The sequence below is a fragment of the Rhodoferax sp. TS-BS-61-7 genome, from assembly GCF_002943465.1.
Classification (GTDB): domain Bacteria; phylum Pseudomonadota; class Gammaproteobacteria; order Burkholderiales; family Burkholderiaceae_C; genus Allorhodoferax.
This window is the reverse complement of the sequence record NZ_PTQY01000001.1, coordinates 1,030,147-1,056,544: the sequence shown is the minus strand read 5'-3', so window position 1 is coordinate 1,056,544 and position 26,398 is coordinate 1,030,147. Positions and strand designations below refer to the sequence as shown.

Below are 26,398 nucleotides of genomic sequence, written 5' to 3'. Positions count from 1 at the left end.
TTCCAACGGGCCGGGGAGGGCTGTGCATGCCGCGTGCGATTGTTCTGGTGCTGACTCTGGTGGGGATTCTGGTAATCCCTCTGATGCTGAAGAAATGCACCGCTCCCAAAACCCCACCGGTGGCGGTGGCCCCATCGGGTGCGCCTCTCACCCCTGCGGCCAGCGCACCCGAACCTGCCGGCAACAAACCGATTGGTTATGGCCTGACCTTTGGCCTGGCGCCACTGGAAGACAAGGATCCCAAAGACGTGGCCAATATGGTCTGCGACGCAGGCGAATCCACGCTGGACCGCGCCTACAAGGGCGCCTGCAACCCCAATGTGGGTGACACCAGCTGCCGCATCGTGCTGCCAGTGTTGTGCATCAAAAAGGGCGACTTGCCCCGACCCGGTGGCCTGAGCGGCAGCGGTTGGAGCCGCAGTGAGTTGGCCGCCACCCAGGCGGTGATGGGTGCCACGCTGGATTCCGAAATGAAAGCCAATGTGATGTGTGAGCGCGAGTTGGGCCCAGGCTGGCGCATGGCCACCTTTGCAGACGGTGGCAACCACATGGACGACCAGCATTACGACCACGAAGCCCGTGGCGATGTCTGGGCGCTGCAAGGCAAACTGGGGCCCGGCATTGGTGGCTACGGCCGTTACTGGGTGCACTCGCAGGGCCAGACGGCCAACTGCTGGGATTGATGGCGATGCCGTTTTTTCGCATCGGCCTGGTGGCTGCAGGGCTGTTGGTCTTTGGCGTTCCCGCGCAGGCCGAGGTCTACAAGTGCAAAGGTGCCGATGGCAAGGTGGTGTTCAGCGACCATGCTTGTGCGGCGGATCAGACCAGTTCGTCGGTGCCGGGCATCACCAAGTCGGCGCCCAAAGCGTCGGTGTCGCCAGATCAAGCACCGGACTCCAGCCTTGCCAGCGCAGCGCACGATGCGAAGCAGAGCGCCCTGAACCGGCGCATATCGGCCGGCATGTCACCCGAGTGCCGCAGCATTGGTGAGCAGCTGGGCCAGACCCTGCGCCATGATTCGACTGCGGAACTGGCAGACTCCAAGCGTCTGTTGAACGAGTTTCAGCAGCGTTGCATGACGGAGTTTGCGAAGGTATGGAAAGCGGAGCAGGCTCGGGGTGCCAACCTGCCCTTGGACTTGGCCAGTTGCCGCCAGTTGCGGCAGTTGGTGGACAAGAGCCGCGCCCGGTTGGCCAAAATGACTGACAAGGAAAAAATGGATTACGCAAAACTGAACAACGAGGTGTCTGTTGCCTGCCCCTAACCTGAACCACCGCGAAGTACTGGCGCAATCGCTGCCAGCCTTGGGTCTGTCGTTGGATGACGCGCAGATCACCGCACTGCTGGACTACCTGGCCCTGATCCAGAAATGGACCAAGGTCTACAACCTGACCGCCGTGCGTGACCCCGATGAGATGCTGACGCACCACCTGCTGGACAGCTTGGCGGTGATCACGCCATTGCAAAAGCAACTGGCGGTGCTGGCCGGGCAGGGCGTAGTGGGCGACAAACCCCGTTTGCTCGATGTGGGTTCGGGTGCCGGGCTGCCCGGCATAGTGATTGCCATTTGCTGCCCGCACATCACGGTGCACTGTGTGGACACGGTGGCCAAGAAAGCCGCCTTTATCCAGCAAGTGGCAGTGACACTGAAGTTGCCCAATCTGCGGGGCATCCATGCGCGGGTGGAAAGTTTGACCGAGCCGTACGACGTGGTGAGTTCGCGGGCTTTTGCGTCCTTGGTGGATTTCACGACCTGGTCGGAGAAGGCGCTGGCGGGGCAGGGGATCTGGATGGGGATGAAGGGCAAACATCCGGCGGAGGAGATGGCTGCGCTGCCTGGCTCGGTGGAGGTGTTTCACGTGGAACAACTGGATGTGCCGGGGTTGGACGCGGAGCGGTGCATTGTTTGGATGAGGAAGAGGGCGGCTGCCTAAGCCCCTCGCGTTCCGCTTTGTGTGAGGGCTGGGTTGGGTAACGCGTTTTGCTTCGTGTCCCCCGCCCGCTGCGCGGGCTCCTCCTTTACCTACGCAAAACGCGTTACCCAACCCAGCCTGCAGAGGTGGTGTGTGCGTGTCAGCGGTGGGGGACCCACTCGCTCGTTCGCAGCTGCGTGGCAGGGGTGCGCCCCAAAGTGAGGTAAAGGAGGAGGGCCCTCACGGCCCGGGGGACACGAACGGCGGGGTGTATCCCTGGCGCGCAGCGGGTTCAGCACAAAGTAGCGCCGCTACTTTTCCAACGTAAACTCACCCCTTCCCCCGAAAGAAAGAACCTATGCTCGGCGTCACCGATTACGGCACTTTTGTCATCACCATCATCGTGTTTCTGGCCATCCCCGGCCCGGGTAATCTGGCCTTGGTGACGTCTACCAGCAAGGGCGGCATCGCGGGTGGACTGGCCGCTACGCTGGGCGTCATCCTCGGAGACCAGGTGCTCATGTGGTCGGCGGTGGCCGGTGTGGCTGCCTTGTTGGCCGCGTACCCCGAAGCCTTCCACGCCGTGCAGTGGGCCGGTGCTGCCTACCTGGCCTATTTGGGTTTCAAAATGCTCACCGCCAAACCCGGCGCGGCACCCGTGCTCAACATCAAGGCCGGCCACTACCTGCGCCAGGCCTTGCTCATCACCTTGCTCAACCCCAAGGCCATTCTGTTTTACATGGCTTTCTTTCCGTTGTTTGTGGACCGCGCCAGCCAGCAAGGTCTGGTGACTTATGGCTTCATGGCCGCCACCATCGCCTTCCTCACTTTTTTGTATGGCCTGGGCGCCACGCTGCTCACGCACTTTCTGGCCGAGCGCATGCGCGCCAACCCCAAGATCGGCCGCGTGCTGGAAAAAGTCGCCGGCCTGTTCCTGGTCGGCTTCGGCATCAAGTTGGCCCTGCAGTCGCGCTGAGCGCCTGCCTTCCCCCGCACCCGTTTTCTAGTCTCTTCACGTAAAGCGCTCTATGGCCAAAATTTTCTGCGTTGCCAACCAAAAGGGTGGCGTTGGCAAGACCACCACCACTGTTAATCTGGCAGCAGGTTTGGCCAAGGTGGGTCAGCGCGTGCTGATGATTGACCTGGACCCGCAGGGCAATGCCACCATGGGTTCGGGCGTGGACAAGCGCAAGCTGGAGCTGACCATTTACGACGTGTTGCTCGAATCCGCCTCGGTCGCCGAGGCCCGCACCACCAGCGCCAAGTTGATCGAAGGAGGCTGCGGCTACGACATCCTAGGTGCCAACCGTGAACTGGCCGGCGCCGAGGTCGAGCTGGTGGAAGTGGAGCGCCGCGAGAAGCGCCTCAAGCAGGCGCTGGCCGTGGTGGATGCCGAATACGACTTTGTGCTGATCGACTGCCCCCCGTCTTTGAGCATGTTGACCCTGAACGGCCTGTGCTGCGCGCATGGCGTCATCGTTCCCATGCAGTGTGAGTACTTTGCGCTCGAAGGCCTGACCGATCTGGTCAATACCATCAAGCAGGTCAAGGCCAACCTCAACGACGACCTGCAAATCATTGGCCTGCTGCGCGTGATGTTCGACCCGCGCATCACCCTGCAGCAGCAGGTCAGCGACCAGCTCAAGGCGCACTTTGGCGACAAGGTGTTCAACACCGTGATCCCGCGCAATGTGCGCCTGGCCGAAGCGCCCAGCTACGGTGTGCCCGGCGTGGTGTTTGACCCCAATTCCAAGGGCGCGCAGGCCTTCGTCACCTTCGCGCAAGAGATGGTGGACCGCATCAAGGCCATGTAGGCGTTTGCAAGCCAAATAGGCCTCTAGCCCCCGTCGATATTGCGCAAGCAGCTCCTGAATTCATAGCAAATATGTCTGCCCCCACCATTCTCATCCTGCCTGGCTGGCAGAACTCCGGCCCCGCCCACTGGCAAAGCCGCTGGGAGGCGCTGCACGGCTACACGCGCGTGCAGCAGCACGACTGGATGCAGCCGCTGCGGGGCGACTGGATGATGCAGCTGGAAGAGGCGGTGCTGGCCGCGCCCACCCCCGTGGTGCTGGTGGCGCACAGCCTGGGCTGCATGCTCACCGCCGCCTGGGCCCAGCATTCGCAAAACACGCACAAGGTGCAAGCTGCTTTCTTGGTGGCACCTGGTGACCCCGAACGTGAAGAACTGCGCGCTGCGCTCAAAAGCTGGTGGCCCGTGGTGATGGACACGCTGCCCTTTGCCGCCGAGCTGCTGGGCAGCCAGAACGACCCATATTGCACTTATGCCCGCGCGCAGCAATTTGCCGCTGCCTGGGGTGCCGACTTGGTGGACTACGGCGCCGCCGGCCACATCAACGCCGACACCGGCCTGGGCGACTGGGCGGATGGTCAAGCCCGGCTGCAAGCCCTCATCACACGCAGTTCAGCACGCACTGCCTGAACCCGCATTTCAAAGAAAGAGAACAACATGGTCACGAAGAAACCCAAAGGTTTGGGCATGGGACTGGAAGCCCTGTTGGGCCCCAAGGTGAAGGACACGCCCGCGGCTGACGCGGCACCCAGCAACCCCGGCACACCCAACACCCTGCTGCTGACTGACATGGTGGCCGGCGTCTACCAGCCACGCACGCGCATGGACGAGGGCGCGCTGTACGAGCTGGCCGAGTCCATCAAGGCGCAGGGCATCATGCAACCCATCCTCGTGCGCCAGCTCGACGAGGCGGACGCGGCTAAACATATCGGTGACGGCCGCAAGCGGGCCATCTACGAAATCATCGCTGGCGAACGCCGATTCCGCGCGGCCAAGCTGGCCGGGCTGGACAGCGTGCCGGTGCTGGTGCGCGACGTGCCCAACGAGGCCGCCGCGGCCATGGCGCTCATCGAGAACATCCAGCGCGAAGACCTGAACCCGCTGGAAGAAGCGCAGGGCCTGCAACGCCTGATCAAGGAATTTGGCCTCACGCACGAGACTGCGGCCCAGGCCGTGGGCCGCTCGCGCAGCGCCGCCAGCAACCTGCTGCGTCTGCTGAACCTGGCTGACCCGGTGCAGACCATGCTGATGGCCGGCGACCTGGACATGGGCCATGCGCGTGCGCTGCTGGCGCTGGACCGCGGCACGCAAATCACCGCGGCCAACCAGATCGCCACCAAGAAAATGTCGGTGCGCGAAGCGGAAAGCCTGGTCAAGAAACTCAGCGCCGAGTTCTCGCTCACGCCGCAAAAGCCGACCAAGGAAAAATCGCGCGACTTGAAGCGCGTGGAAGAAGAGCTGTCTGACCTGCTGATGGCGCAGGTGGAGGTGGTGGTGAAAAAACGCGTCAAGCGCCATGGCCGTGTAGAGGAGATGGGCGAGGTGGTGATCCAGTTCGGCTCACTCGACGAGCTCAATGGCCTGATCGAACGACTGGCCCCTGGCGGCAACCGCTAGTCGCTATCAAAATAGTAGCTGCTCGCGCAGACTCTATAAGCGCTGGAGGCCTATTTGACCCCTAAACCCTGGCAGCGCCTGAACCCGGCCACCTGGCTCTGGCCGCTGCCGGCCATCGTGGCCTGGGTGTTGTGCTGGACCCTGTTTCGCACCGTGTGGGAGCAGGGCTTGGCATTGCCTTGGTCATTGGCCCTGGCCAGTGCTCTGGGCGTGTTGCTCAGCCTGTGGGGTGCGAGCTGGTGGCGTCGTGCACTGATTGCGGCGGGCTTTCCGGTGTCGCTGGCGCTCACCTTGGGCGTGCTGGGCGGCAGCGCGGTGCCGGCCTGGGCCTGGCTCTTACCTCTGGGTCTGTTGCTGTTGGTCTACCCCGTAAACGCCTGGCGCGACGCGCCGCTGTTTCCCACACCCCTGAACGCGCTGACCGAGCTGCCCACCCACGCGCCTTTGCCCGCCGGTGCGCAAGTGCTGGACGCTGGCTGTGGCCTGGGCCATGGCCTGCAGGCGCTGCGCCTGGCCTACCCGCAAGCCCAGCTGCACGGCATCGAATGGAGCTGGCCGCTGCGCGCCCTGTGTGCGCTGCGCTGCCCTTGGGCGCGGGTGCGCCAGGGCGATATCTGGAAAGCTGACTGGTCGGCCTACGACATGGTGTACCTATTCCAGCGGCCCGAGAGCATGGGCCGCGCCATGGACAAGGCGCGCGCCGAGCTGCGCCCCGGCGCCTGGCTGGTCAGTTTGGACTTTGAAGCAACACCGCACATTTGTACCGCCAGCTTGCGCACACCCGGTGGCAAAATGGTGTGGCTGTACCAGGCGCCCCTGTCTGCGCCTGCAGGAGAAAACCCATGACATCCGATACCACCACCCCACCCACCGTGGCCACGACCCTGGACCCCGCGGATGCCCTGCAGGCCACCCAGGTGGTGGTATTTGCTCTGGCCACCTTGTCCGAGCTGCGCGACTCCGACACCGAGAGCCACATGCTGCGTGTGCAGCGCTATGTGCGCGCCTTGTGCACCCAGCTGCAAACCCTGCCGGCGTACGCCGATGTGCTGACGCCGACCTATGTGGAAATGCTGCTCACCAGCGTGCCGATCTACGACATGGGCACCGTGGGTATTCCTGATCGCATCTTGCTCAAACCCGGTCGCCTGACGCCCGAAGAAGTGGCCATCATGCGCACCCACACCACGCTGGGCCACGACGCCCTGGCGCGTGCCGAGAAGACGCTGGGCCGCGTCTCACCGCTGCTCACCATCGCCAAAGAAATCACCCTGTGCCACCAGGAGAAGTGGGACGGCTCCGGTTACCCCAAGGGCCTGTGGGGCGCGCAGATTCCGCTCTCGGCACGCATCGTGGCGCTGGCGGATGTGTACGACGCGTTGATCAGCAACAAGGTCTACAAGGATGGCGTGCCGCACGAACGTGCGGTCGAGATCCTCACCGAGGGCCGTGGCGCCCACTTCGACCCCGATGTGGTCGATGCCTTCCTGCAGGTGCAGGACACCTTCCGCAGCATCGCCCAGCGCCATGCCGACACCGACGCGGACATGCAGCAAAAGATTGAGTACATGGCCAATGCCATTGCCGAAGTGGCAGTGATCTGAGCCGGTGAGAAGTCTGAGGCCCTGGGTCTGGGGGGGCGTGGTGTGCCTGATCGCCGCCACCGCCACGGCCGCCGAATGTACCAAGTCCGTTCGCTGGTCTGACGACGCGCCCTATGCGTTTCGCGGGCCCGATGGCGAACTCAAAGGCCTGCATGTAGACACGGTGCGTGCGGCACTCAGGCGTCTGGGCTGTCAGCCGCAGTTTGTAGAACGGCCCTGGGCCCGCGCACTGGTGGAACTCGAAGAGGGCCACTTGGACATCTTGCCGGGCGCCTTGCGCAGGCCCGAGCGCGAGGTCTATGCCATGTTCTCCCGGCCGGTCAACCGCTCGCCCAATGTGCTGTTCATGCGCAAGGCCGTGGCCGACAAATACAAAATCACCAAACTCGCCGATCTGCTGGGTACGCCGTTTCGCATGGGTGCCCAGATGGGGGTGGCCTACGGCCCCTCGTTTGAGGCCTTGCAAAAAGACCCGCGTTTTGCCGCTTTGCTCACCCCGTTCACGGCCCGGCGAGGTGCCTGGCAGATGATGGACATGGACCGGCTGGACGGCCTGATTGCCGATGAAACTACCGGCCTGCTGGAGATCCAATCACTGGGCCTGTCGCAGGCCATCGTCAAAACGCCCATCGTGACCACCTCGGAACCCGGCATGTTTGCGTTGAGCAAAAAGGCACTGACGCCCCAGTTTGCAGCCGACTTTGACCGCGCGCTGGACGCCATGGTCAAAGACGGCGAGCTCCGTCAGATCCGCGAGCGGTATGTGCCTTGCCCAGTGTCGGCAGACCAGATTGGCTGCAAATAAGCGGCAGGCGCTTACAACGCGAAGATCTTGCCCGGGTTCAGGATGTTGTGCGGGTCCAGCGCGCGCTTGATGGTTCGCATCATGTCCACCGCGCCGTTGCCGGTTTCTTCCACCAGAAAGCCCTGTTTGTGCAGGCCCACACCGTGTTCACCCGTGCAGGTGCCGCCCAGCTTGAGGGCACGCTCCACCAGCTGGTGGTTCAGCTTCTCGGCCAGCTCGCGTTCGGCGGGCAGTTTGGGGTCGATCAGGTAGCCCATGTGGAAGTTACCGTCGCCCACGTGGCCCACCAGGAAGTAGGGCAGGCCGGCCTCTTGCGCCTCGGTCACGCTGTCCAGTAGCGCGTCGGCCAGGTGCGAGATGGGGACGCAAGCATCGGTGGTGATGGCCTTGCAGCCCGGGCGTGACTGCACGCCGGCAAAGTAGGCGTTGTGCCGCGCGGTCCACAGGCGGGTGCGTTCCTCGGGCGTCTCGGCCCACTCGAAGGCTGCGCCGCCGAAGTCGGCCGCAATGTCCTGCACGGTCTGCACCTGCTCCTTCACGCTGTCGGGCGAGCCGTGGAACTCCATCAACAGCATGGCGCCTTCGCGCAGTGTGAGTTTGGAGTGCGCGTTGACCATGCGGATGGTGTTGGCGTCCAGCAGCTCGCAGCGCGCAATCGGTATGCCCAGCTGGATGATCTGGATGGTGGTGTTCACCGCGTCGGCCAGGCTGTTGAAGGAGCAGGTAGCGGCCATCACAGCCTCGGGCAGCGGGTAGAGCTTGACGGTCACTTCGGTGATCACGCCCAGCGTGCCTTCGCTGCCCACCAGCAGGCGCGTCAGGTCGTAGCCAGCGCTGCTTTTCTTGGCGCGTGTGCCGGTGCGAATGACTTCGCCGCTGGCCGTCACCACCTCCAGTGCGAGCACGTTCTCGCGCATGGTGCCGTAGCGCACGGCGTTGGTGCCGCTGGCACGCGTGGCGCTCATGCCGCCAATGGTGGCGTCTGCGCCGGGGTCGATGGGGAAGAACAGGCCGGTGGATTTGATCTCGTCATTGAGCTGCTTGCGTGTCACGCCGGGTTGCACGGTCACGGTCAGGTCTTCGGCGTTGATGGACAACACCGCATTCATGCGGCTCACGTCCAGGCTAATGCCGCCTTGCACGGCGAGCAGGTGGCCTTCCAGCGACGAACCCACGCCAAAGGGGATCACCGGAACGCGGTACTGCGCGGCCAGCTTCACGGCATCGCTCACATCCTGCGTGTCCTGCGCAAACACCACGGCCGCGGGTGGCGGAATGTCAAACGCCGACTCGTCGCGCCCATGCTGCTCGCGCACCACCAGGGCAGTGGAAAACTGCGCGCCGAAGCGGACCTGCAGGGCGTCCAGCAGGGCCTGGGGCACATTGCGAGCCTGTACTTGGGGCAGCAGATGGTTGGCGGCGGTGGGGGCGTTCATGGGCAGTCTCCTTGTTTTCCCCATTGTAGGAAGGTGGCGGAGATTCGTTGGCTCGAAAGCTGACGGGTGGAACGGAGGAGACCGTCGGAGAATATTTAAGGAAAAAACTTCCTTGTCGAGCGTGCATTCTGGAGTTCCATTCACATTGGAGCTTCAAAATGACCTTCGAGACTCATGCATATCGTGTTCGAACCTTTCTTGAGCCCAGGCGTGGCTTTGGCTGGTGTACGCAGATCGACAATCCAGAGCGAGAAGACCAGTCTGAGTATGCGAATGCCGTCCGTCAGTACGTGTCGGTGGCAGAAAGATTGCTTAGGGAAGGCCCACATGGGTATGCGCCCGTTCCTTCGCTCCCAGCTCAACAGCGTGATAGTCTTTCCAATACCCCGCTGGGACAGGAGTTTCTCCGGTTTTATGCGTCGGTCCAAGACTTGGCCGTATCCAGACGAGCTGTGCCTTAACGAGTCGTATATCGACGCCCCCACAAGTACAAGAATCGACAACAATCCCCCATGGCCAATCGACTCACCCAAATCGCCACCCGCACCGGGGACAACGGCACCACCGGCCTGGGCGACAACACCCGCGTCAGCAAGGACAGCCTGCGTGTGCACGCCATGGGCGATGTGGACGAACTCAACAGCCACATCGGCTTGTTGTTGTGTGAGCCCATGCCCGAAGGCGTGCGCACGCTGCTGGTGGAGATTCAGCACCAGCTGTTCAATCTGGGCGGCGAGCTGTCCATCCCCGGCTTTGAGCTGCTCAAGCCCGAGGCGGTGCTGGCGTTGGACGAGGCGCTGGCCGAGCACAACGCAGATCTGCCGCGCCTGCAGGAGTTCATCTTGCCCGCGGGCACGCGCGCAGCCAGTCAGGCCCACGTGTGCCGCACCGTGGCGCGCCGCGCCGAACGCGCCGTGGTGGCGCTGGAAGCGCAAGAGGCCCTGAAAGACACGCCGCGCCAGTACCTGAACCGCTTGTCGGACCTGATGTTTGTGCTGGCCCGGGTGCTCAACCGCTACCGCACGGACGGCACGGTGGGCGACGATGTGTACTGGAAAAGCGAACGGTTGGCCAAAGACCAGAGCTGATGCGCTACTAAAACAATAGCTGCTTGCGCAGTATCCAAAAGGGCTAGGGCCGTATTTGGCTATTAATTACCCGCCAACCACTGGTGCGTGGGTTGTAAAAACCGCACTCTTGGTAGGCGCGGCGCACGGCGCCGGTGTTGACCAGGGCGGCCAGCGCGGGGAACACCTTGTCGGCCACGGCTCGGCCGGCGGGTGTGGCCGCGGCGGCCAGGTGGCGCGAGCCCACCAGGGCCAGGGCGCGGCCACGCAGCGGCACCAGCTGCTGGCCTTCGGCGTCCAGGCGCAGGTCTTGGGTGGCGGGAAACGGCGCCAGCAGCACATCGGCCCGCCCGCGGGCCACGGCCAGCACCATCTGGCGCCAGGTTTTCACATCCATCAGCGAGCGCACGCCCAAGGCCTGCAAGGTGCGCCAGTCGGCACTCCAGTCGCTGTTGGAGACGACCCTGAGGGTTTGCAATGCGGGCAAGGATTGGGCTTGTTGGGCCGCTGTGTTGTTGGGGGCGGTGAACAGGCCCACCACAAAGTCGCCATCGGCAATCAGCGCGGGCGAGGGCAGGGTGCTGGCGCCCAGGCCTTGCAGGTCGCTGTTCCACACCGTGGTGCCTAGCACGTCTACGCGGCCTGCGCGCAGCTCCAGCAGGGTGCGCTGGTAGCTGTCGATGCGCACCAGTTGAACCTTGGTGCCGGGCAGGGCGCGGGCGACCTCGCGCAGCAGCAGCGCCAGCTCGATCACATCGCGTCGCGCATGCGGCCCGTCAAAACTTCGCAGGCTTTGAACATCACGTGCACCCAGAAACAAGGCGTAGTCATAGGCCACGTCTTCAGGGACCGCCACCCGCAGCAGGCGGCTCTCCTGCGCATCCACACCCATGGTTGCGCCAGTGGCGGCGGCCAGCAGCAGCGCACGGCGCGTGAGCAGGGGATGGGGGCGGGAGGACACGGTGGTTTGCGGTGGTGCGCCCAGTATCGCTGTTCTAACGCGGCGAAAGAATGGCCATGGTGATACGTGACACACACGTCAACTCACCCGCTTCGTTGCGCAGGTCAATCTGCCACACATGGGTGCTGCGGCCCCGGTGTACCGGGCGCGCCACGCCAGTGACCCAGCCGGTCTTCACGCCCTTGAGGTGGTTGGCATTGATGTCCAGGCCCACGGCGCTGTGGCCCTCGGGCGAGGAATAGAAAGCACCGCAGGAGCCCAGGGTCTCTGCCAACACCACCGACACGCCGCCGTGCAACAGGCCATACGGCTGGTGGGTGCGCGGGTCCACCGGCACGCGCGCGCTTAAAAAATCGTCGCCCACTTCCAGGAACTCTATGCCCAGGTGTTCGATTGCCGTGTTCCGGCTGGATTGGGTCAGGATGTCGATAGAGACTGCTTGTTGCCAAATGCGCATGGTGTGGTACCTGTTCCGGGAGGCAGAGGTCGCACTATAAACACGGCGATGGTCGGGCCACTGTCAAGTGGGCGCCAGCCCGGGCGGCGGTGCGGCCACCACCCGGTTGCGCCCGTTGTGTTTGGCCTGGTAGAGCGCCACATCGGCGCGGTGCACCAGGGCCGCCACACTGCGGTCCGCGGGGGCCCACATGCAAGTGCCAATGCTGACCGTGGCGTGGCCGACCTCGGGAAAGACGGTTGCTTCCACGGCGGCACGGATTTTTTCTGCCACCAGCGCCACCGCCTCGGTGGTCTGGTTTTGCGACAGCACGACGACGAACTCTTCCCCCCCGTAGCGGGCAACCAGATCGGTGGTGCGGGTGTGGGCACGCAGCACCTCGGCCAGCTGTTGCAGCACGGCATCGCCGGTGGCATGTCCAAAGCGGTCGTTGATGCGCTTGAAATGGTCGGCATCCAGTATCAGCAGGGCAAAGGCGTGTCCGGTGCGCTGGCTGATTGCCATACATTCGGCCACCCGTTCATCGCAGTGGCGGCGGTTGTGCAGCCCGGTCAGTGCATCGTGGGTGGCCAGCCGTTCCAGCTCCTGGTTGGCTGCGGCCAGTGCATGGGTGCGTTGCAGCACCTGGGCCTCCAGGGTCAGGTTCAGGGTTTCCAGCTCCTGCTCGCGTGCCAGCAGCGAGGCTGTCATCGAACGCATGGATTGCCCGAGCTGCAGCACCTCCAACAAGCGGGTGCTTTGTGGGTACTGGGGTTCACCTACACGCTGCTCGACCCGGTGGGCCGCTTCGGCCAGTTCTTCGATGGGCTGACTCACCGTGTGGGCCAGGGGCAGGGCCAGCAGGCCAAACAGGATGGCTGCCACCACGCCCAGGCCGATCAGGCGGTTGCGAAGGGCATGGGCGGGCGCCAGGGCGTCGTCCAGCGGCTGGCGCACCACAATGCGCCAGCCCAGGTTGTTGTCGGTTTGGGCATCCACCACCACTTCGCTGGTGAGGTAGTCACGTCCGTCGTCCCAGGTCACGGTGGCATACGGTAGCGGGTTGGCCACACCGTTTTTTAGCCGGGCTTGGTCTACCAGGGTTTGCGGATAGAGCACGGCGCCCTGGCGGTCCACGATCAAGATTTGGGTTCCTGCGCTGCGGCCGGTTTGTTGTACGGCGGCCTGCACCGTATCGGTCACCCAGCTCCAGCTGGCATGGGCCCCCACCACGCCCAGCAGCTGCCCGTCCCGACCCCGGATGGGTGCTGCAAAGTCAATAAAGCGCAGGGGTTCGCCCGACGTGTTGGCAGGCAAGAGCTTGGCCAGCAGCAAGGCCTCGTGTACGTCGCCAGTGAACACACGCTCCTTGCCCGCCACGAACCACGGCCGCTTGGCGACCGACTGGCCCTGCAGCAGGCCGTCAATGGCCTGTATGACCGTGCCATTCGCGTCCACCACCCCTAGCCACACCAGTTCATTGCGGGCCTGGCGGCGCAGTTGCAACGATTGCAGCAGGTCCGGGTGGTCCAGCGGGCCCCGTGTGACGTGGAGTTCCTGGCTGAGCAGCGCGATGTCCAGCTCCCGCTCGCGCAGGCTGGCACCCATCAGTTGCGCTGCTGCTGTGGCGGTGGCATGCAATGCCTGCCCGACCGAGGCCGCACGTTGCTGGGTGGCCAACTGGCCGACATAGAGCCCCACGCTGAGCAGGGTCAGCAAGGCCAGGCCCACAAACCACAGGGTAAGGCGACCGCGCAGGCTGTGGATATGGAATTTCTTCAGCTTGTATACCGACATGCGGTTTTGCTTTCCAACGCCACCCGGCCTGTTGTGGTGTTTGTGCTACCCGGGTGAAAACGCCCCTGAAGAATGGAGTGCCCTAGGTTTAGCGCCGGAACTTGCCCGATGCCGAGATGATGGACAGGTCGGCGAAGTCCAGGCCGGTGTGGTCGGTGGGTGTGAAGGTCAGGATGAGGCCGCCCAGGTCGAACTTGCCCAGGTTTTCCAGTGCAGATTGCAGTTTTTCGCGCGTGGGTTTGGGGCCTGCGCGGCGCAAGGCCTCCACCAACACCTTGGCCGATGCAAAACCCTCCAGCATGGCGGGGCTGACTTCGAGGATGTCACGCGTCTTGGCCAGGGTGGCAGCTTCCTGCACCAGGGCGTAGTTTTGCGATTGCGGCAGCACCTGGCTCACGATCACACCCCGCGCGTCGTCGCCCAGCAGTTTGATGAAGCCGCCGGATGCGTTGTTGGACAGGGTGACGAACTGTGCACCGCTGCCTGCGGCTTTGAGTGCCCTGATGGCGTCCACCACGGCGGTGCCCGAGCCAATCACCATGACGGCTTGGGGGCTCAGTTTTGCCATGGCCGGCGCAATTTGCGAGAAGTCCGGCTTGCTGCGGTCAAACTTGGAAATGGCGATCGCGGTCAGTTTGGAGGCGGTCAGGCCTTTTTGGGTGCCCTCCAGGCCGTCGGCGCCAAAACTGTCGTCCACGTGTACCACGCCAATGCGGTTGACGCCGGTGGCTGCCAAGTGGGTGATCGCGCGTTCAGCCTCGCGCTGGTAGGTGGCGCGTACGTTGAACACATGTTTTTTCAGGGGCTGGTGTAGCACCATGGCGCCCGTGGATGGAGCCACCAGTGGCACACCGTGCTGGTCGAGGATGGGGATGATGCCCTCGGTGTGTGGCGTGCCGCGTGTCATGAACAGTGCCAGCACGCCCCGCTGCTCGATCAGCTCGCGTGCATTGGCGGCGGCCAGCTTGGTGTCGAACTTGTCGTCAAGCGTGATCAGCTCGATCTTCTCGCCGTTCACACCACCTTTGGCGTTGGTGGCGTCCAGGTAAAGCTGGGCGCCTAAGCTGCTTTCCTTGACCGTTGCTGCCACTGCTCCCGTGACCCCCGTGGTTTGCCCTATCTTGATCTGACCATAGGCCGTGAAGCCGACACTGGCAAGACAAAGTCCAAGTAGCGCAGAACGCAGGGATGTCATGGGAGTCTCCTAGTTTTTTTTGATGACCGGATTACAGCATGCCCACAAGTCGTGTTAACTCCACTCAATCCTCAACAAACGCCTCTTCCCGCTTGGCCTTGATAGACGGCATGAGCACGACGACCAGCAGCAGCACGGCAGCGGCTAGCAAGCCCGCCGAGAGCGGCCGCGTCAGGAACACACTCCAGTCACCACGGGACAGGAGCAGCGCCCGACGCAGATACTCCTCCATCATCGGCCCCAGGATAAAGCCCAGCAAGAGCGGAGCAGGTTCCGTGCCCAGCTTGATGAACGCGTAGCCAATGATGCCAAACAGCGCCACCATCCAGATATCCCAAGTGTTGTTGTTGGTGGAATACACCCCAATCGCACAGAACAACACGATGGAGGGGAACAACCAGCGGTAGGGAACTGTGAGCAGCTTGATCCAGATCCCGATCAGCGGCAGGTTCAGCACAATCAGCATCAGGTTGCCAATCCACATCGAGGCAATCAGGCCCCAGAACAGCTCCGGGTTGGCCGTCATCACCTGCGGACCGGGCTGGATGTTGTGGATGGTCATGGCCCCCACCATCAGCGCCATCACCGCATTGGGAGGGATACCCAGGGTCAGCAAGGGGATGAAGGAAGTTTGGGAACCTGCGTTGTTGGCGGCTTCCGGGGCTGCCACACCGCGGATGTTGCCCTTGCCAAACGGCACTTCACCGGGGTTGAGCTTGGTCTTCTTCTCGATGGTGTAGGCCGCAAAGGCTGCCATCACCGCACCGCCACCGGGCAAGATACCCAAGAGTGAACCCAGGGCGGTACCACGCAGCACAGCCGGCACCATGTTCTTGAAGTCTTCCTTGGTGGGCATCAGTCCGGTCACCGAGGCGGCAAACACTTCACGCTCACTGGCGTGTTTGGACAGGTTGTGGATGATTTCTCCGTACCCGAACACGCCCATGGCGATGACGATGAAGCCAATGCCGTCGGTCAGTTCGGGGATGTCAAAGCTGAAACGGGCCACCCCCGAGTTCACATCGGTACCGACCATGCCCAGCAAGAGGCCCAGCACAATCATGGCCACCGCCTTGATGAGCGAGCCAGACGCCAGCACCACGGCGCCAATCAGGCCCAGGATCATCAGGCTGAAGTACTCCGCCGGGCCGAACTTGAAGGCCAGCTCAGTGAGCGGCGCAGCGAAGGCGGCCAGGATCAGGGTACCCACACAACCAGCAAAGAAAGAACCCATACCGGCAGCGGCCAGAGCCGGGCCGGCACGGCCGTTACGGGCCATCTGGTAACCGTCAATCACGGTCACGACCGACGATGACTCCCCGGGCAGGTTCACCAGGATGGCGGTGGTGGAGCCACCGTACTGGGCGCCGTAGTAAATACCGGCCAGCATGATCAAGGCCGCCACGGGGGGCAAGGCATAGGTGGCGGGCAGCAACATGGCGATGGTGGCCAGGGGGCCAATGCCGGGCAAGACGCCGATCAAAGTACCGAGCAAACAGCCGATGAAGGCGTAGATCAGGTTCTGGAAGGTGAAGGCGACGCCAAAGCCCAGGGCGAGGTTGTTAAAGAGATCCATGGTGGGGTGTCCTGGTATCGATGCCTGGGAGGGCTTAGGCCGTGAAGTAGGCGGGCCAGACGGGGAACTGCAGTTTGAGCAGCACGATGAAGGCCAGGTAGCTCAGGATGGCCAGCAGGGTGGCCAGGATGAGCACGGGCTTGAAGGCAAATTCTTCGCCGGCGTTGCTGGCGATGAAGGTGAGCAGGTAGATGCCGATGATCAGGCCCAGGGGTTTCAAGCCAATCAGGGGCAGGCCGCCTATGCAGGCGCCAAACACGAGGTTGGCCAGGATGATGAAGAACAGCGGCTTCCACGCTATCTTGCCGATCTTGTCGCCGTCTTCCGTGGGGGTGATCAAGCTTTTAATGGCAATCGCACAGCCCAGTAAAGACAGCATGATGCCCAGAATGAGGGGGAAGTAGCCCGGGCCCATTTTTGCGCCACTGCCCAGGCTGTACTGGCTGGCGCCGGCCGCAAAGCTGCCTCCCACCACCGTGAACATCAGTCCGGCAAAGAAGTCTTTTTGACTTTGGATTTTCACGATATGTCTCGCTCATTATTTTTTGAAACGTGAAAGTTCTCAGTCCTTCAAAGAGTTCAGTACCCGGTCGACCATGACGCCAGCTTGACCGAGGTTATTCATCGGATCGCAGAAGCCTTCCAGTTGTTCGCGGGTGACGTGTTTGTTGATCTCGGGGTGCTCCGCCAACAGCTCGATCAGATGGCGCTTTTGCTTGAGTGCTTCGCGGCAGATGTCATAGACCAGGTCGTGCGCGTACTCACGGCCGATGTAGGGGCCCATGCCCATCATCACGGCTTCGGACATCACCAAACCATGGGTCATGTCGATGTTGCTGCGCATCTGGGCGGCGTCCACTTCCAGGCCGGCCAGGATGAACTTGGTTTGCTTGAGTGCGCCGGACATCAGGCAGAAGATCTCGGGCATGGCCACCCATTCAATTTCCCAAGGGCCGGTGGAGCGCTCGTGGTCGGCCACCATGGCGTCCATCAGGGATGCGGCCAACTGGCGCACCACCGAAATGTTGGCGTGGATGTAGAGGCAGGAAATCGGGTTGCGCTTTTGCGGCATGGTGGATGACGAGCCACGGCCGGGGGCATAGGGTTCGAACACTTCGGCCACTTCGGTTTGCATGAGCAGCTTTACGTCCATGGCGATCTTGCCCAGCGAGCCACCCACGATGCCGAGGAAGGCGCCCACTTCTGCAAAGTTGTCACGCACGGTGTGCCAGGAGATCAGCGGTTGGCCCAGGCCCAGTTCTTTCATCAATCCGGCCTGGGTTTCCATGGCGCCGGTTTCCAGCGAGGACAAGGTGCCCGATGCGCCGCCGAACTCACCGATCAACACGCGGGGCTTGAGTTGTTCCAAGCGCTCGCGGTGACGCTCAATGCCCGCGAGGATGCTCGCCATTTTGTAGCCGAAGGTGATGGGGGTGGCTTGCTGCAGGTTGCTGCGGCCGATGATGGGGGTGTCGCGGTGCGCTTTGGCCAACTTGGCGAGAGAAGCGGAGATGTCTTTCAAGTCAGCTTCGACCAAGGCCAAAGCTTCACGGATCTGGAGTACCGCCGCTGTGTCTGTAATGTCCTGGGTGGTAGCGCCCCAGTGGCAGTATTCGCCCAGCTTGTCGCGGCAGTTGGCGTTGATCTGGTTGACCACCGCAATGATGGGGTAGCCGATCTGCTCGGTTTTAGCTTTGAGTTTGACCCAGTCAATCTGGCTGGGTTCGCAGTTCTTCACGATTTCGTCAGCCGCTTCTTTGGGGATGATGCCCAACTCGCCTTGCACTTTGGCCAGGGCGCGTTCGATGTCGAGGTACTTCGCAGTGCGGTTTTCGTCCGACCAGACTTGGCGCATCGCAGCGTCACTGAACATGTCGGTGAAGATCTTGGAGTCGATGATGGTGGAAGACATTTTTTTCCTTCTATGGAGACGTAATGAATAGGGATGCGACTCAGGTGGCCGCTTGTGAAAAGTGATGGAGGTCCAGGAGGCGCAAGGCCCGCAGGTAGACGGGTTTGTCCACCATCTTTCCCTGCACCTGGAGCGCTCCGGTAGGGGCCTGGCCTGCATGGGCAGCATCCCAGGCAGTGACAACTTCCTGTGCCCACTGGACTTCTGCAGGGAGAGGCGCCAGCGCGCGACGTACACCTGCCAATTGGGTGGGGTGGATACACATCTTGGCGCCGAACCCGATGCGCAAGGCGTCCTGCATATCGGCCTGGGTGTGCTCAGCCAGAACCGAGGGCGTAACGCCCGCCACCGGTGCAGCGAGCCCTGCGGCCCGCGAAGCCAATACCAGCTGAGAGGCTGCCAGCGTGAGCGTGGGGCTGTCGGCGGGGATGTTCAGGTCCACCATCAGATCCAGCGCGCCCAAAGCGAGTCGCGTGACCTTAGGGTGGCTAGCTATGGATTGGCTAGCTGCGATGCCGGCGGCGGTTTCCACCAAGGCTAGCAACTCTGTTTCCGGTTGCATGGCGTCACGAACCATTTGCAGGTCCTCAGCGCGCTCCGCTTTGGCCAGCATGACTCCGCAGGCAGGCAAGGTGCGCAGAAGGGCCAGGTCGTCGGCAAAGAATTTGCTGCGGGCGTCGTTGATGCGCACCATCAAGCGTTGAGGCTTGTGATTGGGGGCGATGGCGTGCATCCAGTCGTGAATGGCCATGCGTGCACCGGCTTTGTCGGCGGGTGCAACCGCATCTTCCAGATCGAGGATGACACGCTCAGAGTCGCTGGCCGCCGCTTTGGTGAAGCGCTCGGGCCGGTTACCCGGAACAAAAAGGTAGGTGTAAGGGGCTGCCATGCTCATGCAGCAGTCAGACTGCGCCTTCCGCGCGCAGAGCCTCAATCCGGGCTGAGTCGTAGCCCTGCTGGGCGAGGATGGCATCAGTGTGCTGACCCAGTGCCGGCACCGGGTCCATGCGGGCAGCGCTGTGTTGCCAACTGCCGGGTGGTATGAGGGCCGGCACAGTGCCTTTGGCGGTTTCTACGGTGGTCCAGCGCTGGCGTGCCTTGAGCTGGGGGTGCTCCCATACCTCTGCCATGGTGTTGACCTGGGCATTCGCGATGCCGGCTTCTTCCAATCGCTGCGCCACATCAGCGGCGGTGAGGCTGGAGAAGGCTTGCAGTATCAGGGCAGACAACTCTGCGCGCTTGGCACTGCGCTTGGCGTTGCTGGAGAAGCGTTCTTCGCTGGCCAGTTGGGGTTGCAGCAAAACCTTGTCACAGAAGATCTTCCACTCCCGTTCGTTTTGCAGGCCCAGCATGACGGTTTTGCCATCTCCGGCGGCAAAAGGGCCATAGGGGTAAATGGTGGCGTGGCTGGCACCGGTGCGCGCCGGGGGAGTCGCACCTTCGAACGCGTAGTACAGCGGGTAGTTCATCCACTCGCCCAGAGCCTCGAGCATGGAAATGTCGATGCGCTGCCCCTGGCCGGTTTGCTGGCGGTGCATCAGCGCGGCCAAGATGTTGGTGTAGGCATACATGCCGGCGGCAATATCGGCAATCGACGGGCCGGCTTTGGAAGGCGTGTCCGGCGTGCCGGTGACGGAGACGAAACCGGCTTCGCTCTGGATCAACAGGTCGTAGGCTTTTTTGTCGCGGTAGGGGCCATCGCTGCCGTAGCCCGAGATGTCACAAACGATGATGCCGGGCTTGACCTTGGAAAGCGCTTCATAGGACAAGCCCAGACGCGCTGCGGCGCCCGGTGCGAGGTTTTGCACCACGACGTCAGCTTCCTCGATGATCAGGCGCATCAGGATTTTTTGCGCTTCCTCGTGTTTGACGTCCAGGGTCAGGCTCTCTTTGGAGCGGTTGGTCCAGACAAAGTGCGAGGCCAGACCACGCACACGTTCGTCGTAGCCCCGGGCAAAGTCCCCGGTGCCCGGGCGTTCAATCTTGATGACACGGGCACCCATGTCGGCCAGCTGGCGGGTGGCAAATGGAGCCGCAATGGCGTGTTCCAGCGTGACAACGGTAATGCCTTGGAGTGGTTGCATAGCGATGAAGAAGGTCAGGTGTCAGACGAGCGTGGCGGTGGCATCCATGGTCAGAAACCCTTCGTGGTCTCTGCCCCAGAGGCGCACCGTTTTTCCGTCGGCAGACGGCTCTCCGTGCACGGAGAAGGGGTGAATGTCAAACGTGGGCCGTACGGCCTTGAATTCGAAATGGTTGACCACCGCATCGGGCTTGTTGCTGCGCAACAGGTCCATCAGCAAGGTGGCGATCAGCGGGCCGTGAACGATGAGGCCGGGGTAGCCTTCTACTTCAGTCACGTACTTCCGGTCGTAGTGGATACGGTGGCCGTTGAACGTCAGCGCGGAGTAGCGGAACAACAGCACGTCGTCCGGCACGATGCGGCGCTCCCACGCAGAGCTTGCCGGGGTAGGCGTGGGTGCGGGCACCACGTCATCGGGCTTGGGGGCATCGCGGTACACGATGTTGTGGTGCTCGGTGAGGGCCGGTTGGCCTTCCCCGTTACGGCTGATTTCGTGGCGCACCTTCACAAAGATCAGGTTGCCGGTGCGTCCGGATTTTTCTTTTACGTCCACGATGGTGGACGTACGTCGCAGCGAGTCACCAAGAAGCAAGGGTTGGTGAAATGTGAAATCGCTGCCAGCCCACATACGGCGTGGTAAAGGAACAGGTGGCAAGAAGCTTCCACGCTTGGCATGGCCGTCCGCACCGATTTCCGATTGGGCAACCATCGGCAGGAAATACAGCCAGTGCCACAGGTACGGCAGAGGCGTCCCTTTAGGGGGGCGTTGTCCTGCCAAGGGTGCAGGCCAGTCCAGGGTGGCTGACAACGCTGCGTAGGGCGTCGCAGTCGCGATGTCGTCCACGGTCTCGCTGCGGCCGATCCAGTCTTGCAAATTCATGCTGTGTGCTCCTGGCTCACTCGACTTGGATCTTGGCAGCCGTCACAACCGATTTCCAATGGGCCGCTTCTTTTTTGACGAATGCTTTGAGCTGGTCTGGGGTGCCTGTCTCGACTTCTGCGCCCTGGTCCTCAATCTTTTTCTCGGTCGCCTTGTCGTTCAGGATGGCATTCATTTCCTTGTTCAGCTTGTCGATGACGGCCTTGGGCGTTTTGGCAGGTGCAAACATCGCATACCACTGCGACATGTTCACGTTGGCAATGCCCTGTTCGGCCAGCGTTGGCAACTCCGGCATCACGATCGAACGCTTCTCGCCGGCAATGCCCAAGGCGCGCAGCTTGCCGCCCTTGACCTGGGGGTAGGCGGTAAACATGCTGGGGAACATGAGCTGGGTGCTGCCTGCAATGGTGTCCACCACAGCGGGGGCCGAACCCTTGTAAGGGATGCCCTGCATTTCCAGAGATGCAGACATCTTGAACAACTCGCCCGCAATGTGAGGCGCTGTGCCGTTTCCTGCACTGGCGTAGTTGAAGGTGTTGGGTTTCGCTTTAATCAGCTGGACCAATTCCTTCGCATTCTTGGCTGGCACATTGTTGTTGACCACCAGCACAGTCGGGGATGCGGCAATCATGCCAATGGGTTCGAAGTCATTGACCGGGTCGTACTTCAGCTTCTGCAGGGCCGGGTTGATGCCATGGGTGGCGATGTAGCCCAACATGATGGTGTAGCCGTCGGGTGCGGCTTTCGCGACGTGATCGGACGCAATGGCTCCTCCGGCGCCTGCCTTGTTTTCAACTACCACCGGCTGACCAAGTCTGGCACTGAGGCCCTGGCCGATGATGCGGGCGATGGCGTCATTGGCTCCCCCCGCAGCCGTGGGGACCACGATGGTGATGGTTTTTTCAGGCCACGCCTGGGCGATTGCCTTTGTAAGCGGTGTAAACAGTGCACCTAGGGCAACCGTGGCGGTGAGCAAATTTTTCATGGGCATAGCCTTGTCTCCAGATCGTTATGGAGCGGATGTTGCGCTTGGCCCGTCATTTTGTGAATTGCAACTTTTGCTAGTATTAGTGCATGGCACGCATCAATTTCGACTTGCAGCAATTACAGGCCTTTGTAGCAGTGGCGGAGCGAGGTAGCTTCCGCGCTGCGGCGGACGAGATCCACCTGTCGTCTCCGGCGTTGAGCCGGCGCATCGAGAGGCTGGAATCTATCTTGGGGGCCAAACTGTTTAACCGGACTACCCGCGATGTGAAGTTGACGCCGCTGGGACGCACTTTCCTAGAGCGCGCCCGTGCGGCATTGGACGACCTCGAAGCGGCCATGCTGGGCATTTCTGACATTGCAGGAAGCCGGATAGGACGGGTGACCGTGGCTTGCGTGCCTTCGGCGGCGCTGCACTTTTTGCCCGCGGTGGTCAGCTCCTTCAGCGACAAGTTTCCGAAGATCCGCATCCGCTTGATGGATGAGGCAGCCGGCCAGGTCGTTGCCAGTGTGCTGGCTGGCGAGTGCGACTTCGGCATCGGCTTCATGGGCAACCAGGTGCCCGGGGTGGACTTTCTGCCGATCTACGATGACGAGTTTGTGCTGGCCATGCCCCGCGGGCATGCCATGGCCAAGCGCCGTTCAGTTGCTTGGGCCGATTTGTCGGATGAAAAGTTGATTGCAGTCGCGCGCAGCAGTGGCAACCGCCAGTTGCTCGATGACGCTTTGGCCCGGGCCGGTTGTAACCCCTCTTATCGCTTTGAGGTCAGCCACATTGCCACCTTGCTGGGCATGGTGGAGGCGGGTTTGGGTATGGCAGCCGTGCCTCGCCTAGCACTACCTGCAAATCACCACACATTGGTGGGCGTAACTTTGCTGCAGCCCGCGGTCTCGCGGCAGCTGGGGCTCACTACTTTGCGCGGTGCCACCCTGAGCGCACCGTCGCAGGTGTTTTACGAACACCTGCGCGCAGCACTCCAAGCCAAGAAAAAAGCCTAAGGCGTGAGCGTGGTCGGCACCGCATCTTCCAGCATGCCGGGGTAGTCCCGGCTGAAGTGCAGGCCGCGGCTCTCGTGGCGGGCCTGGGCACTGCGCACGATGAGGTCAGCCACCTGCACCAGGTTGCGTAGCTCCAGCAGATCGCGCGTGACGTGGAAGTGTGCGTAGAACTCCTGAATCTCACCTTGCAGCAGCGCAATGCGGTGGGCGGCGCGGTCCAGCCGTTTGTTGGTACGCACAATGCCCACGTAGTCCCACATAAAGCGGCGCAGTTCGTCCCAGTTGTGCGAGATCACCACACTCTCGTCCGAATCGGTCACGCGGCTGTCGTCCCAGGCGGGCAGGGTCAGGGTGGCAGTGCCTCCACTTTGGGTAAGTTCATCTGCTATCAAATGTGTAGCTGCTCGCGCAAACACCATGCACTCCACCAGAGAATTCGATGCCAAACGGTTGGCGCCATGCAGGCCGGTGCAAGCGGTCTCGCCCACGGCGTACAAGCCCGCCACTTCGGTGCGGGCCGAGAGGTCGGTGCGCACGCCACCGCAGGTGTAGTGCGCCGCTGGCACCACCGGGATGGGCTGCTTGGACATGTCGATGCCCAGCTCCAGGCAACGCGCGTAGATGTTGGGGAAGTGCTCCTGGATGAAGGCCAGCGGCTGGTGCGAGATGTCGAGGTAGACGCAATCAAAGCCGCCTTTTTTCATTTCAAAATCGATGGCGCGCGCCACCACATCGCGCGGCGCCAGCTCGGCACGCGGATCGTGCGCGGGCATGAAGCGGGTGCCGTCGGGCAGCAGCAGGCGGCCACCTTCGCCACGCACGGCTTCACTGATGAGAAAACTCTTGGCGTGCGGGTGGTACAGGCAGGTGGGGTGGAACTGGATGAACTCCATGTTTTGCACCGCGCAGCCCGCGCGCCAAGCCGCGGCAATGCCGTCGCCCGTCGCCGTGTCGGGGTTGGTGGTGTAGAGGTACACCTTGCCAGCGCCGCCGGTGGCCAAAATGGTGTGGGGCGCCTGGAAAGTCAGCACCTCGTCGGTGTCGTCGTCCAGCGCGTACAAGCCCACGCAGCGGTTGGGCCCAGCTTGGCCCAGCTTGGCGGTGGTGATCAAGTCCACCAGCGTGTGGTGTTCAAACAGGGTGATGTTGGGGCTGGCCTTGACCTTTTCGATCAGCGTTTGCTGCACGGCCGCACCCGTGGCGTCCGTCACATGCACGATGCGCCGCGCGCTGTGGCCGCCTTCGCGGGTGAGGTGCAGGTGGCCGTCTTCTTGCGAAAACGGCACGCCCAGCTTCTGCAACCAGGCAATGGCCTGCGGCGCCTGCTCCACCACAAACTGGGTGGCCGCCAGGTCGCACAGGCCGGCACCGGCCACCAGCGTGTCGTCCACGTGGGCGGCAAAGCTGTCATCCTTGTCCCACACCGCGGCAATGCCGCCTTGCGCCCAGCCACTGCTGCCTTCGCGCACAGCGCGTTTGGTGAGGATGGCTACCTTGTGGGTGGAGGCCAGCAAGAGCGCTGCGCTGAGCCCGGCCAGGCCGCTGCCCACGATGAGCACGTCAAAGGACAGGGAGGTGGAAGTAGAAGCGGACATGCAAAAAGAAGGTTGGTTGGGGAGGGCGCACTAGCCTTGGGCGTCGTGCACCGCCAGCTCCAGGGCCTGGGCCAGCGTGGCGCTGAGGTTTTCGGGGCCCAGGGCCTCGATCACACCACAGCGCAGCAAAATATCCTGTGGCTGGAAGGCCAGCCCACAGGCGATAAAACGCACGCCCCGCTTATGGCAGGTGCGCACCAGGTCGGCCACCGTATCGGCACCCGACGAGTCGATGTAGAGCACGTTCTTGAAGTCCAGCACCAGCACGCGCTGGGGTAGCCGGTCTTCCAGCGTTTCGATGAGTTTGACCGCGCCAAAAAAGATGGCGCCGTGCAGCCGGTGGGCCGCCACACGCGCCTCCAGCCCGGCCAGCGGCGGGTAGTCTTGCGTGCTGACCTGTTCGCAGCGCGAGAGGCTGGAGATGCGGTAAATGAAGGTCATGCAGGCGGCCACCAGGCCCACTTCCACCGCCACCGTCAGGTCAAACACCACGGTGAGAAAAAACACCGCCAACAGCGTGGCGCGGTAGGGCAGGCGGTATTGGCGCAAGTGCACAAACTCGCGCCACTCGCCCATGTTCCAGGCCACAAACATCAGGATGGCGGCCATGGCCGCCAGCGGAATGTTGTGCGCCAGCGGTGCGGCCACCAGCACGACCAGCAAGAGTGTGGCTGCATGCACCATGCCGGCCACCGGGCTGGTGGCGCCGCTTTTGGCGTTGGTTACCGTGCGGGCAATGGTGCCGGTGGCGGGCATGCCACCAAAAAACGGCGTCACAAAGTTGGCAATGCCCTGGGCCATCAGCTCCTGGTTGGGATTGTGGCGGTCGTCGATGATGCTGTCGGCAATACGTGCGCACAGCAATGATTCAATCGCGCCCAACAGCGCCAGCGTGAAGGCCGGCAGCAACAAAAAGCGCGCGGTTTCCCACGAAAATTCGGGCCAGTCCAGCGTGGGCAGGCTGCTGGGCACGCCGCCAAACCGGGTGCCAATGGTTTCCACCGGAATGCCGAAAAACGTGACCAGCAGCGTGGCCAGTACCAGCGCCACGATGGAGCCCGGCACCAGTGTCCACTTGCGCGCCCAGGGCCGTGTGAGGGCTAGGCGCGGCACGCCCCATTGCCAACCCACGATCAGGCCCAGGCAGGCCAGTGCCAGCAGGGTGGCATAGCCGTTGAGGGTGTGCAGCGATTGGAAAACGGTTTGCACAATGCCAAAGAAGTTACCCGGCATGTGGGGCACCTGCAGGCCCAGAAACTCTTTGACCTGCGACACCGCAATCAGCACCGCAATGCCGTTGGTAAAACCGATCACCACCGCGATGGGAATGAAGCGAACCAGCGTGCCCAGCTTGAACAGGCCAAATGCAAACAGCATGACGCCCGACATGGCCGTGGCAATGATCAGGTTGGCCAGGCCATAACGCTCCACAATGCCATACACGATGACGATGAAGGCGCCGGCCGGGCCGCCAATCTGCACACGGCTGCCACCCAGGGCCGATATGAGAAAGCCCGCAATGATGGCGGTGAACAGCCCCGCCTCAGGCTTGAGCCCACTGGCAATGGCAAAGGCCATGGCCAGGGGCAGCGCGACCACGCCCACTGTGAGCCCGGCTCCCACATCGCCCCAAAACTGCTGGCGGGAATAGCCCTGTAAAGCCTGCAAGAGCTTGGGGCGGAATTCCAATGGAGCTTGCATGCGGCGCGGGGGCTGGAGCGTAAA

Annotated in this window: 26 protein-coding genes; 12 read left to right on the top strand and 14 right to left on the bottom strand. The window is 62.6% G+C overall.

The window, feature by feature from the left end; genetic code table 11:
* The first annotated feature begins 26 nt into the window (after positions 1-26).
* From C5F53_RS04975 to C5F53_RS04925, 10 genes are all read left to right on the top strand, one after another.
* Positions 27-683 (top strand): hypothetical protein, encoded by a 657-nt coding sequence (locus C5F53_RS04975; RefSeq protein ID WP_105260177.1) that lies wholly within the window; start codon positions 27-29, stop codon positions 681-683.
* Positions 683-1,264, top strand: coding sequence for a DUF4124 domain-containing protein (locus C5F53_RS04970; protein ID WP_105260176.1), 582 nt, complete (start codon positions 683-685; stop codon positions 1,262-1,264). Before C5F53_RS04975 ends, C5F53_RS04970 begins: the two co-directional genes overlap by 1 nt.
* The gene (rsmG, locus tag C5F53_RS04965; protein ID WP_370446709.1) at positions 1,248-1,934 is read left to right on the top strand and encodes a 16S rRNA (guanine(527)-N(7))-methyltransferase RsmG; all 687 of its coding nucleotides are present in this window, start codon (positions 1,248-1,250) and stop codon (positions 1,932-1,934) included. Before C5F53_RS04970 ends, rsmG begins: the two co-directional genes overlap by 17 nt.
* A 337-nt stretch (positions 1,935-2,271) precedes the next feature.
* Positions 2,272-2,889, top strand: coding sequence for a LysE family transporter (locus C5F53_RS04955; protein WP_105260174.1), 618 nt, complete (start codon positions 2,272-2,274; stop codon positions 2,887-2,889).
* Between the two features lie 52 nt (positions 2,890-2,941).
* Positions 2,942-3,727, top strand: coding sequence for a ParA family protein (locus tag C5F53_RS04950; protein WP_105260173.1), 786 nt, complete (start codon positions 2,942-2,944; stop codon positions 3,725-3,727).
* Positions 3,728-3,798: 71 nt separating this feature from the next.
* On the top strand, positions 3,799-4,356 hold the full coding sequence (locus C5F53_RS04945; protein WP_105260172.1) for an alpha/beta hydrolase: 558 nt from the start codon (positions 3,799-3,801) through the stop codon (positions 4,354-4,356).
* 27 nt (positions 4,357-4,383) lie between these two features.
* Positions 4,384-5,343 carry a ParB/RepB/Spo0J family partition protein gene (locus tag C5F53_RS04940; RefSeq protein WP_105260171.1) on the top strand — a complete coding sequence of 320 codons (960 nt, stop codon included), beginning with the start codon at positions 4,384-4,386 and terminating at the stop codon, positions 5,341-5,343.
* A 54-nt stretch (positions 5,344-5,397) separates the two neighbouring features.
* On the top strand, positions 5,398-6,189 hold the full coding sequence (locus C5F53_RS04935) for a trans-aconitate 2-methyltransferase (RefSeq protein WP_236635214.1): 792 nt from the start codon (positions 5,398-5,400) through the stop codon (positions 6,187-6,189).
* Positions 6,186-6,947: an HD-GYP domain-containing protein gene (locus C5F53_RS04930; RefSeq protein ID WP_105260170.1), complete on the top strand. Its 762-nt coding sequence runs from the start codon at positions 6,186-6,188 to the stop codon at positions 6,945-6,947. Before C5F53_RS04935 ends, C5F53_RS04930 begins: the two co-directional genes overlap by 4 nt.
* Before the next feature lie 37 nt (positions 6,948-6,984).
* Complete coding sequence (locus tag C5F53_RS04925; RefSeq protein WP_161499887.1) at positions 6,985-7,752, top strand: ABC transporter substrate-binding protein; 768 nt, start codon at positions 6,985-6,987, stop codon at positions 7,750-7,752.
* Positions 7,753-7,763: 11 nt separating this feature from the next.
* Here C5F53_RS04925 and C5F53_RS04920 read toward each other — a convergent pair whose 3' ends face one another.
* A complete protein-coding gene (locus C5F53_RS04920; protein ID WP_105260168.1) occupies positions 7,764-9,188 on the bottom strand; it encodes an FAD-binding oxidoreductase in 1,425 nt (474 codons plus the stop codon).
* 512 nt (positions 9,189-9,700) lie between these two features.
* Here C5F53_RS04920 and C5F53_RS04915 point away from each other — a divergent pair.
* Complete coding sequence (locus tag C5F53_RS04915) at positions 9,701-10,276, top strand: cob(I)yrinic acid a,c-diamide adenosyltransferase (RefSeq protein ID WP_105260167.1); 576 nt, start codon at positions 9,701-9,703, stop codon at positions 10,274-10,276.
* A gap of 43 nt (positions 10,277-10,319) precedes the next feature.
* Here C5F53_RS04915 and C5F53_RS04910 read toward each other — a convergent pair whose 3' ends face one another.
* The 11 genes from C5F53_RS04910 to C5F53_RS04860 form a co-directional block, all read right to left on the bottom strand.
* Entirely contained in the window at positions 10,320-11,216 is an 897-nt protein-coding gene (locus tag C5F53_RS04910; RefSeq protein WP_105260166.1) for a transporter substrate-binding domain-containing protein, read from the bottom strand.
* A 34-nt stretch (positions 11,217-11,250) separates the two neighbouring features.
* Positions 11,251-11,673 carry a hotdog fold thioesterase gene (locus C5F53_RS04905; RefSeq protein WP_105260165.1) on the bottom strand — a complete coding sequence of 141 codons (423 nt, stop codon included), beginning with the start codon at positions 11,671-11,673 and terminating at the stop codon, positions 11,251-11,253.
* A 63-nt stretch (positions 11,674-11,736) separates the two neighbouring features.
* Positions 11,737-13,449 (bottom strand): diguanylate cyclase, encoded by a 1,713-nt coding sequence (locus tag C5F53_RS04900; protein ID WP_105260164.1) that lies wholly within the window; start codon positions 13,447-13,449, stop codon positions 11,737-11,739.
* Positions 13,450-13,537: 88 nt separating this feature from the next.
* Positions 13,538-14,644 (bottom strand): ABC transporter substrate-binding protein, encoded by a 1,107-nt coding sequence (locus C5F53_RS04895; RefSeq protein WP_105260163.1) that lies wholly within the window; start codon positions 14,642-14,644, stop codon positions 13,538-13,540.
* A 64-nt stretch (positions 14,645-14,708) separates the two neighbouring features.
* Positions 14,709-16,220 carry a tripartite tricarboxylate transporter permease gene (locus C5F53_RS04890; protein ID WP_105260162.1) on the bottom strand — a complete coding sequence of 504 codons (1,512 nt, stop codon included), beginning with the start codon at positions 16,218-16,220 and terminating at the stop codon, positions 14,709-14,711.
* Between the two features lie 34 nt (positions 16,221-16,254).
* Positions 16,255-16,743, bottom strand: a complete 489-nt coding sequence (locus tag C5F53_RS04885) for a tripartite tricarboxylate transporter TctB family protein (RefSeq protein ID WP_105260161.1) — start codon at positions 16,741-16,743, stop codon at positions 16,255-16,257.
* 39 nt (positions 16,744-16,782) lie between these two features.
* Positions 16,783-18,132: an adenylosuccinate lyase family protein gene (locus C5F53_RS04880; protein ID WP_105260160.1), complete on the bottom strand. Its 1,350-nt coding sequence runs from the start codon at positions 18,130-18,132 to the stop codon at positions 16,783-16,785.
* 40 nt (positions 18,133-18,172) lie between these two features.
* Positions 18,173-19,021 carry a CoA ester lyase gene (locus C5F53_RS04875; RefSeq protein WP_370446703.1) on the bottom strand — a complete coding sequence of 283 codons (849 nt, stop codon included), beginning with the start codon at positions 19,019-19,021 and terminating at the stop codon, positions 18,173-18,175.
* 13 nt (positions 19,022-19,034) lie between these two features.
* The gene (locus C5F53_RS04870) at positions 19,035-20,216 is read right to left on the bottom strand and encodes a CaiB/BaiF CoA-transferase family protein (protein ID WP_105260158.1); all 1,182 of its coding nucleotides are present in this window, start codon (positions 20,214-20,216) and stop codon (positions 19,035-19,037) included.
* Between the two features lie 21 nt (positions 20,217-20,237).
* Positions 20,238-21,095 carry a MaoC family dehydratase N-terminal domain-containing protein gene (locus C5F53_RS04865; RefSeq protein WP_105260157.1) on the bottom strand — a complete coding sequence of 286 codons (858 nt, stop codon included), beginning with the start codon at positions 21,093-21,095 and terminating at the stop codon, positions 20,238-20,240.
* 16 nt (positions 21,096-21,111) lie between these two features.
* Positions 21,112-22,080: a tripartite tricarboxylate transporter substrate binding protein gene (locus tag C5F53_RS04860; protein ID WP_236635213.1), complete on the bottom strand. Its 969-nt coding sequence runs from the start codon at positions 22,078-22,080 to the stop codon at positions 21,112-21,114.
* Positions 22,081-22,169: 89 nt separating this feature from the next.
* On the opposite strand from C5F53_RS04860, the gene C5F53_RS04855 reads away from it, so the two are divergent.
* A complete protein-coding gene (locus C5F53_RS04855) occupies positions 22,170-23,078 on the top strand; it encodes a LysR family transcriptional regulator (protein WP_105260155.1) in 909 nt (302 codons plus the stop codon).
* Here the strand turns inward: C5F53_RS04855 and nadB are convergent.
* Positions 23,075-24,673 (bottom strand): L-aspartate oxidase, encoded by a 1,599-nt coding sequence (gene nadB, locus C5F53_RS04850; RefSeq protein WP_105260154.1) that lies wholly within the window; start codon positions 24,671-24,673, stop codon positions 23,075-23,077. The two genes, C5F53_RS04855 and nadB, sit on opposite strands and share 4 nt — an antisense overlap.
* 30 nt (positions 24,674-24,703) lie before the next feature.
* Complete coding sequence (locus C5F53_RS04845; protein WP_105260153.1) at positions 24,704-26,374, bottom strand: SulP family inorganic anion transporter; 1,671 nt, start codon at positions 26,372-26,374, stop codon at positions 24,704-24,706.
* Between the last annotated feature and the right edge of the window lie 24 nt (positions 26,375-26,398).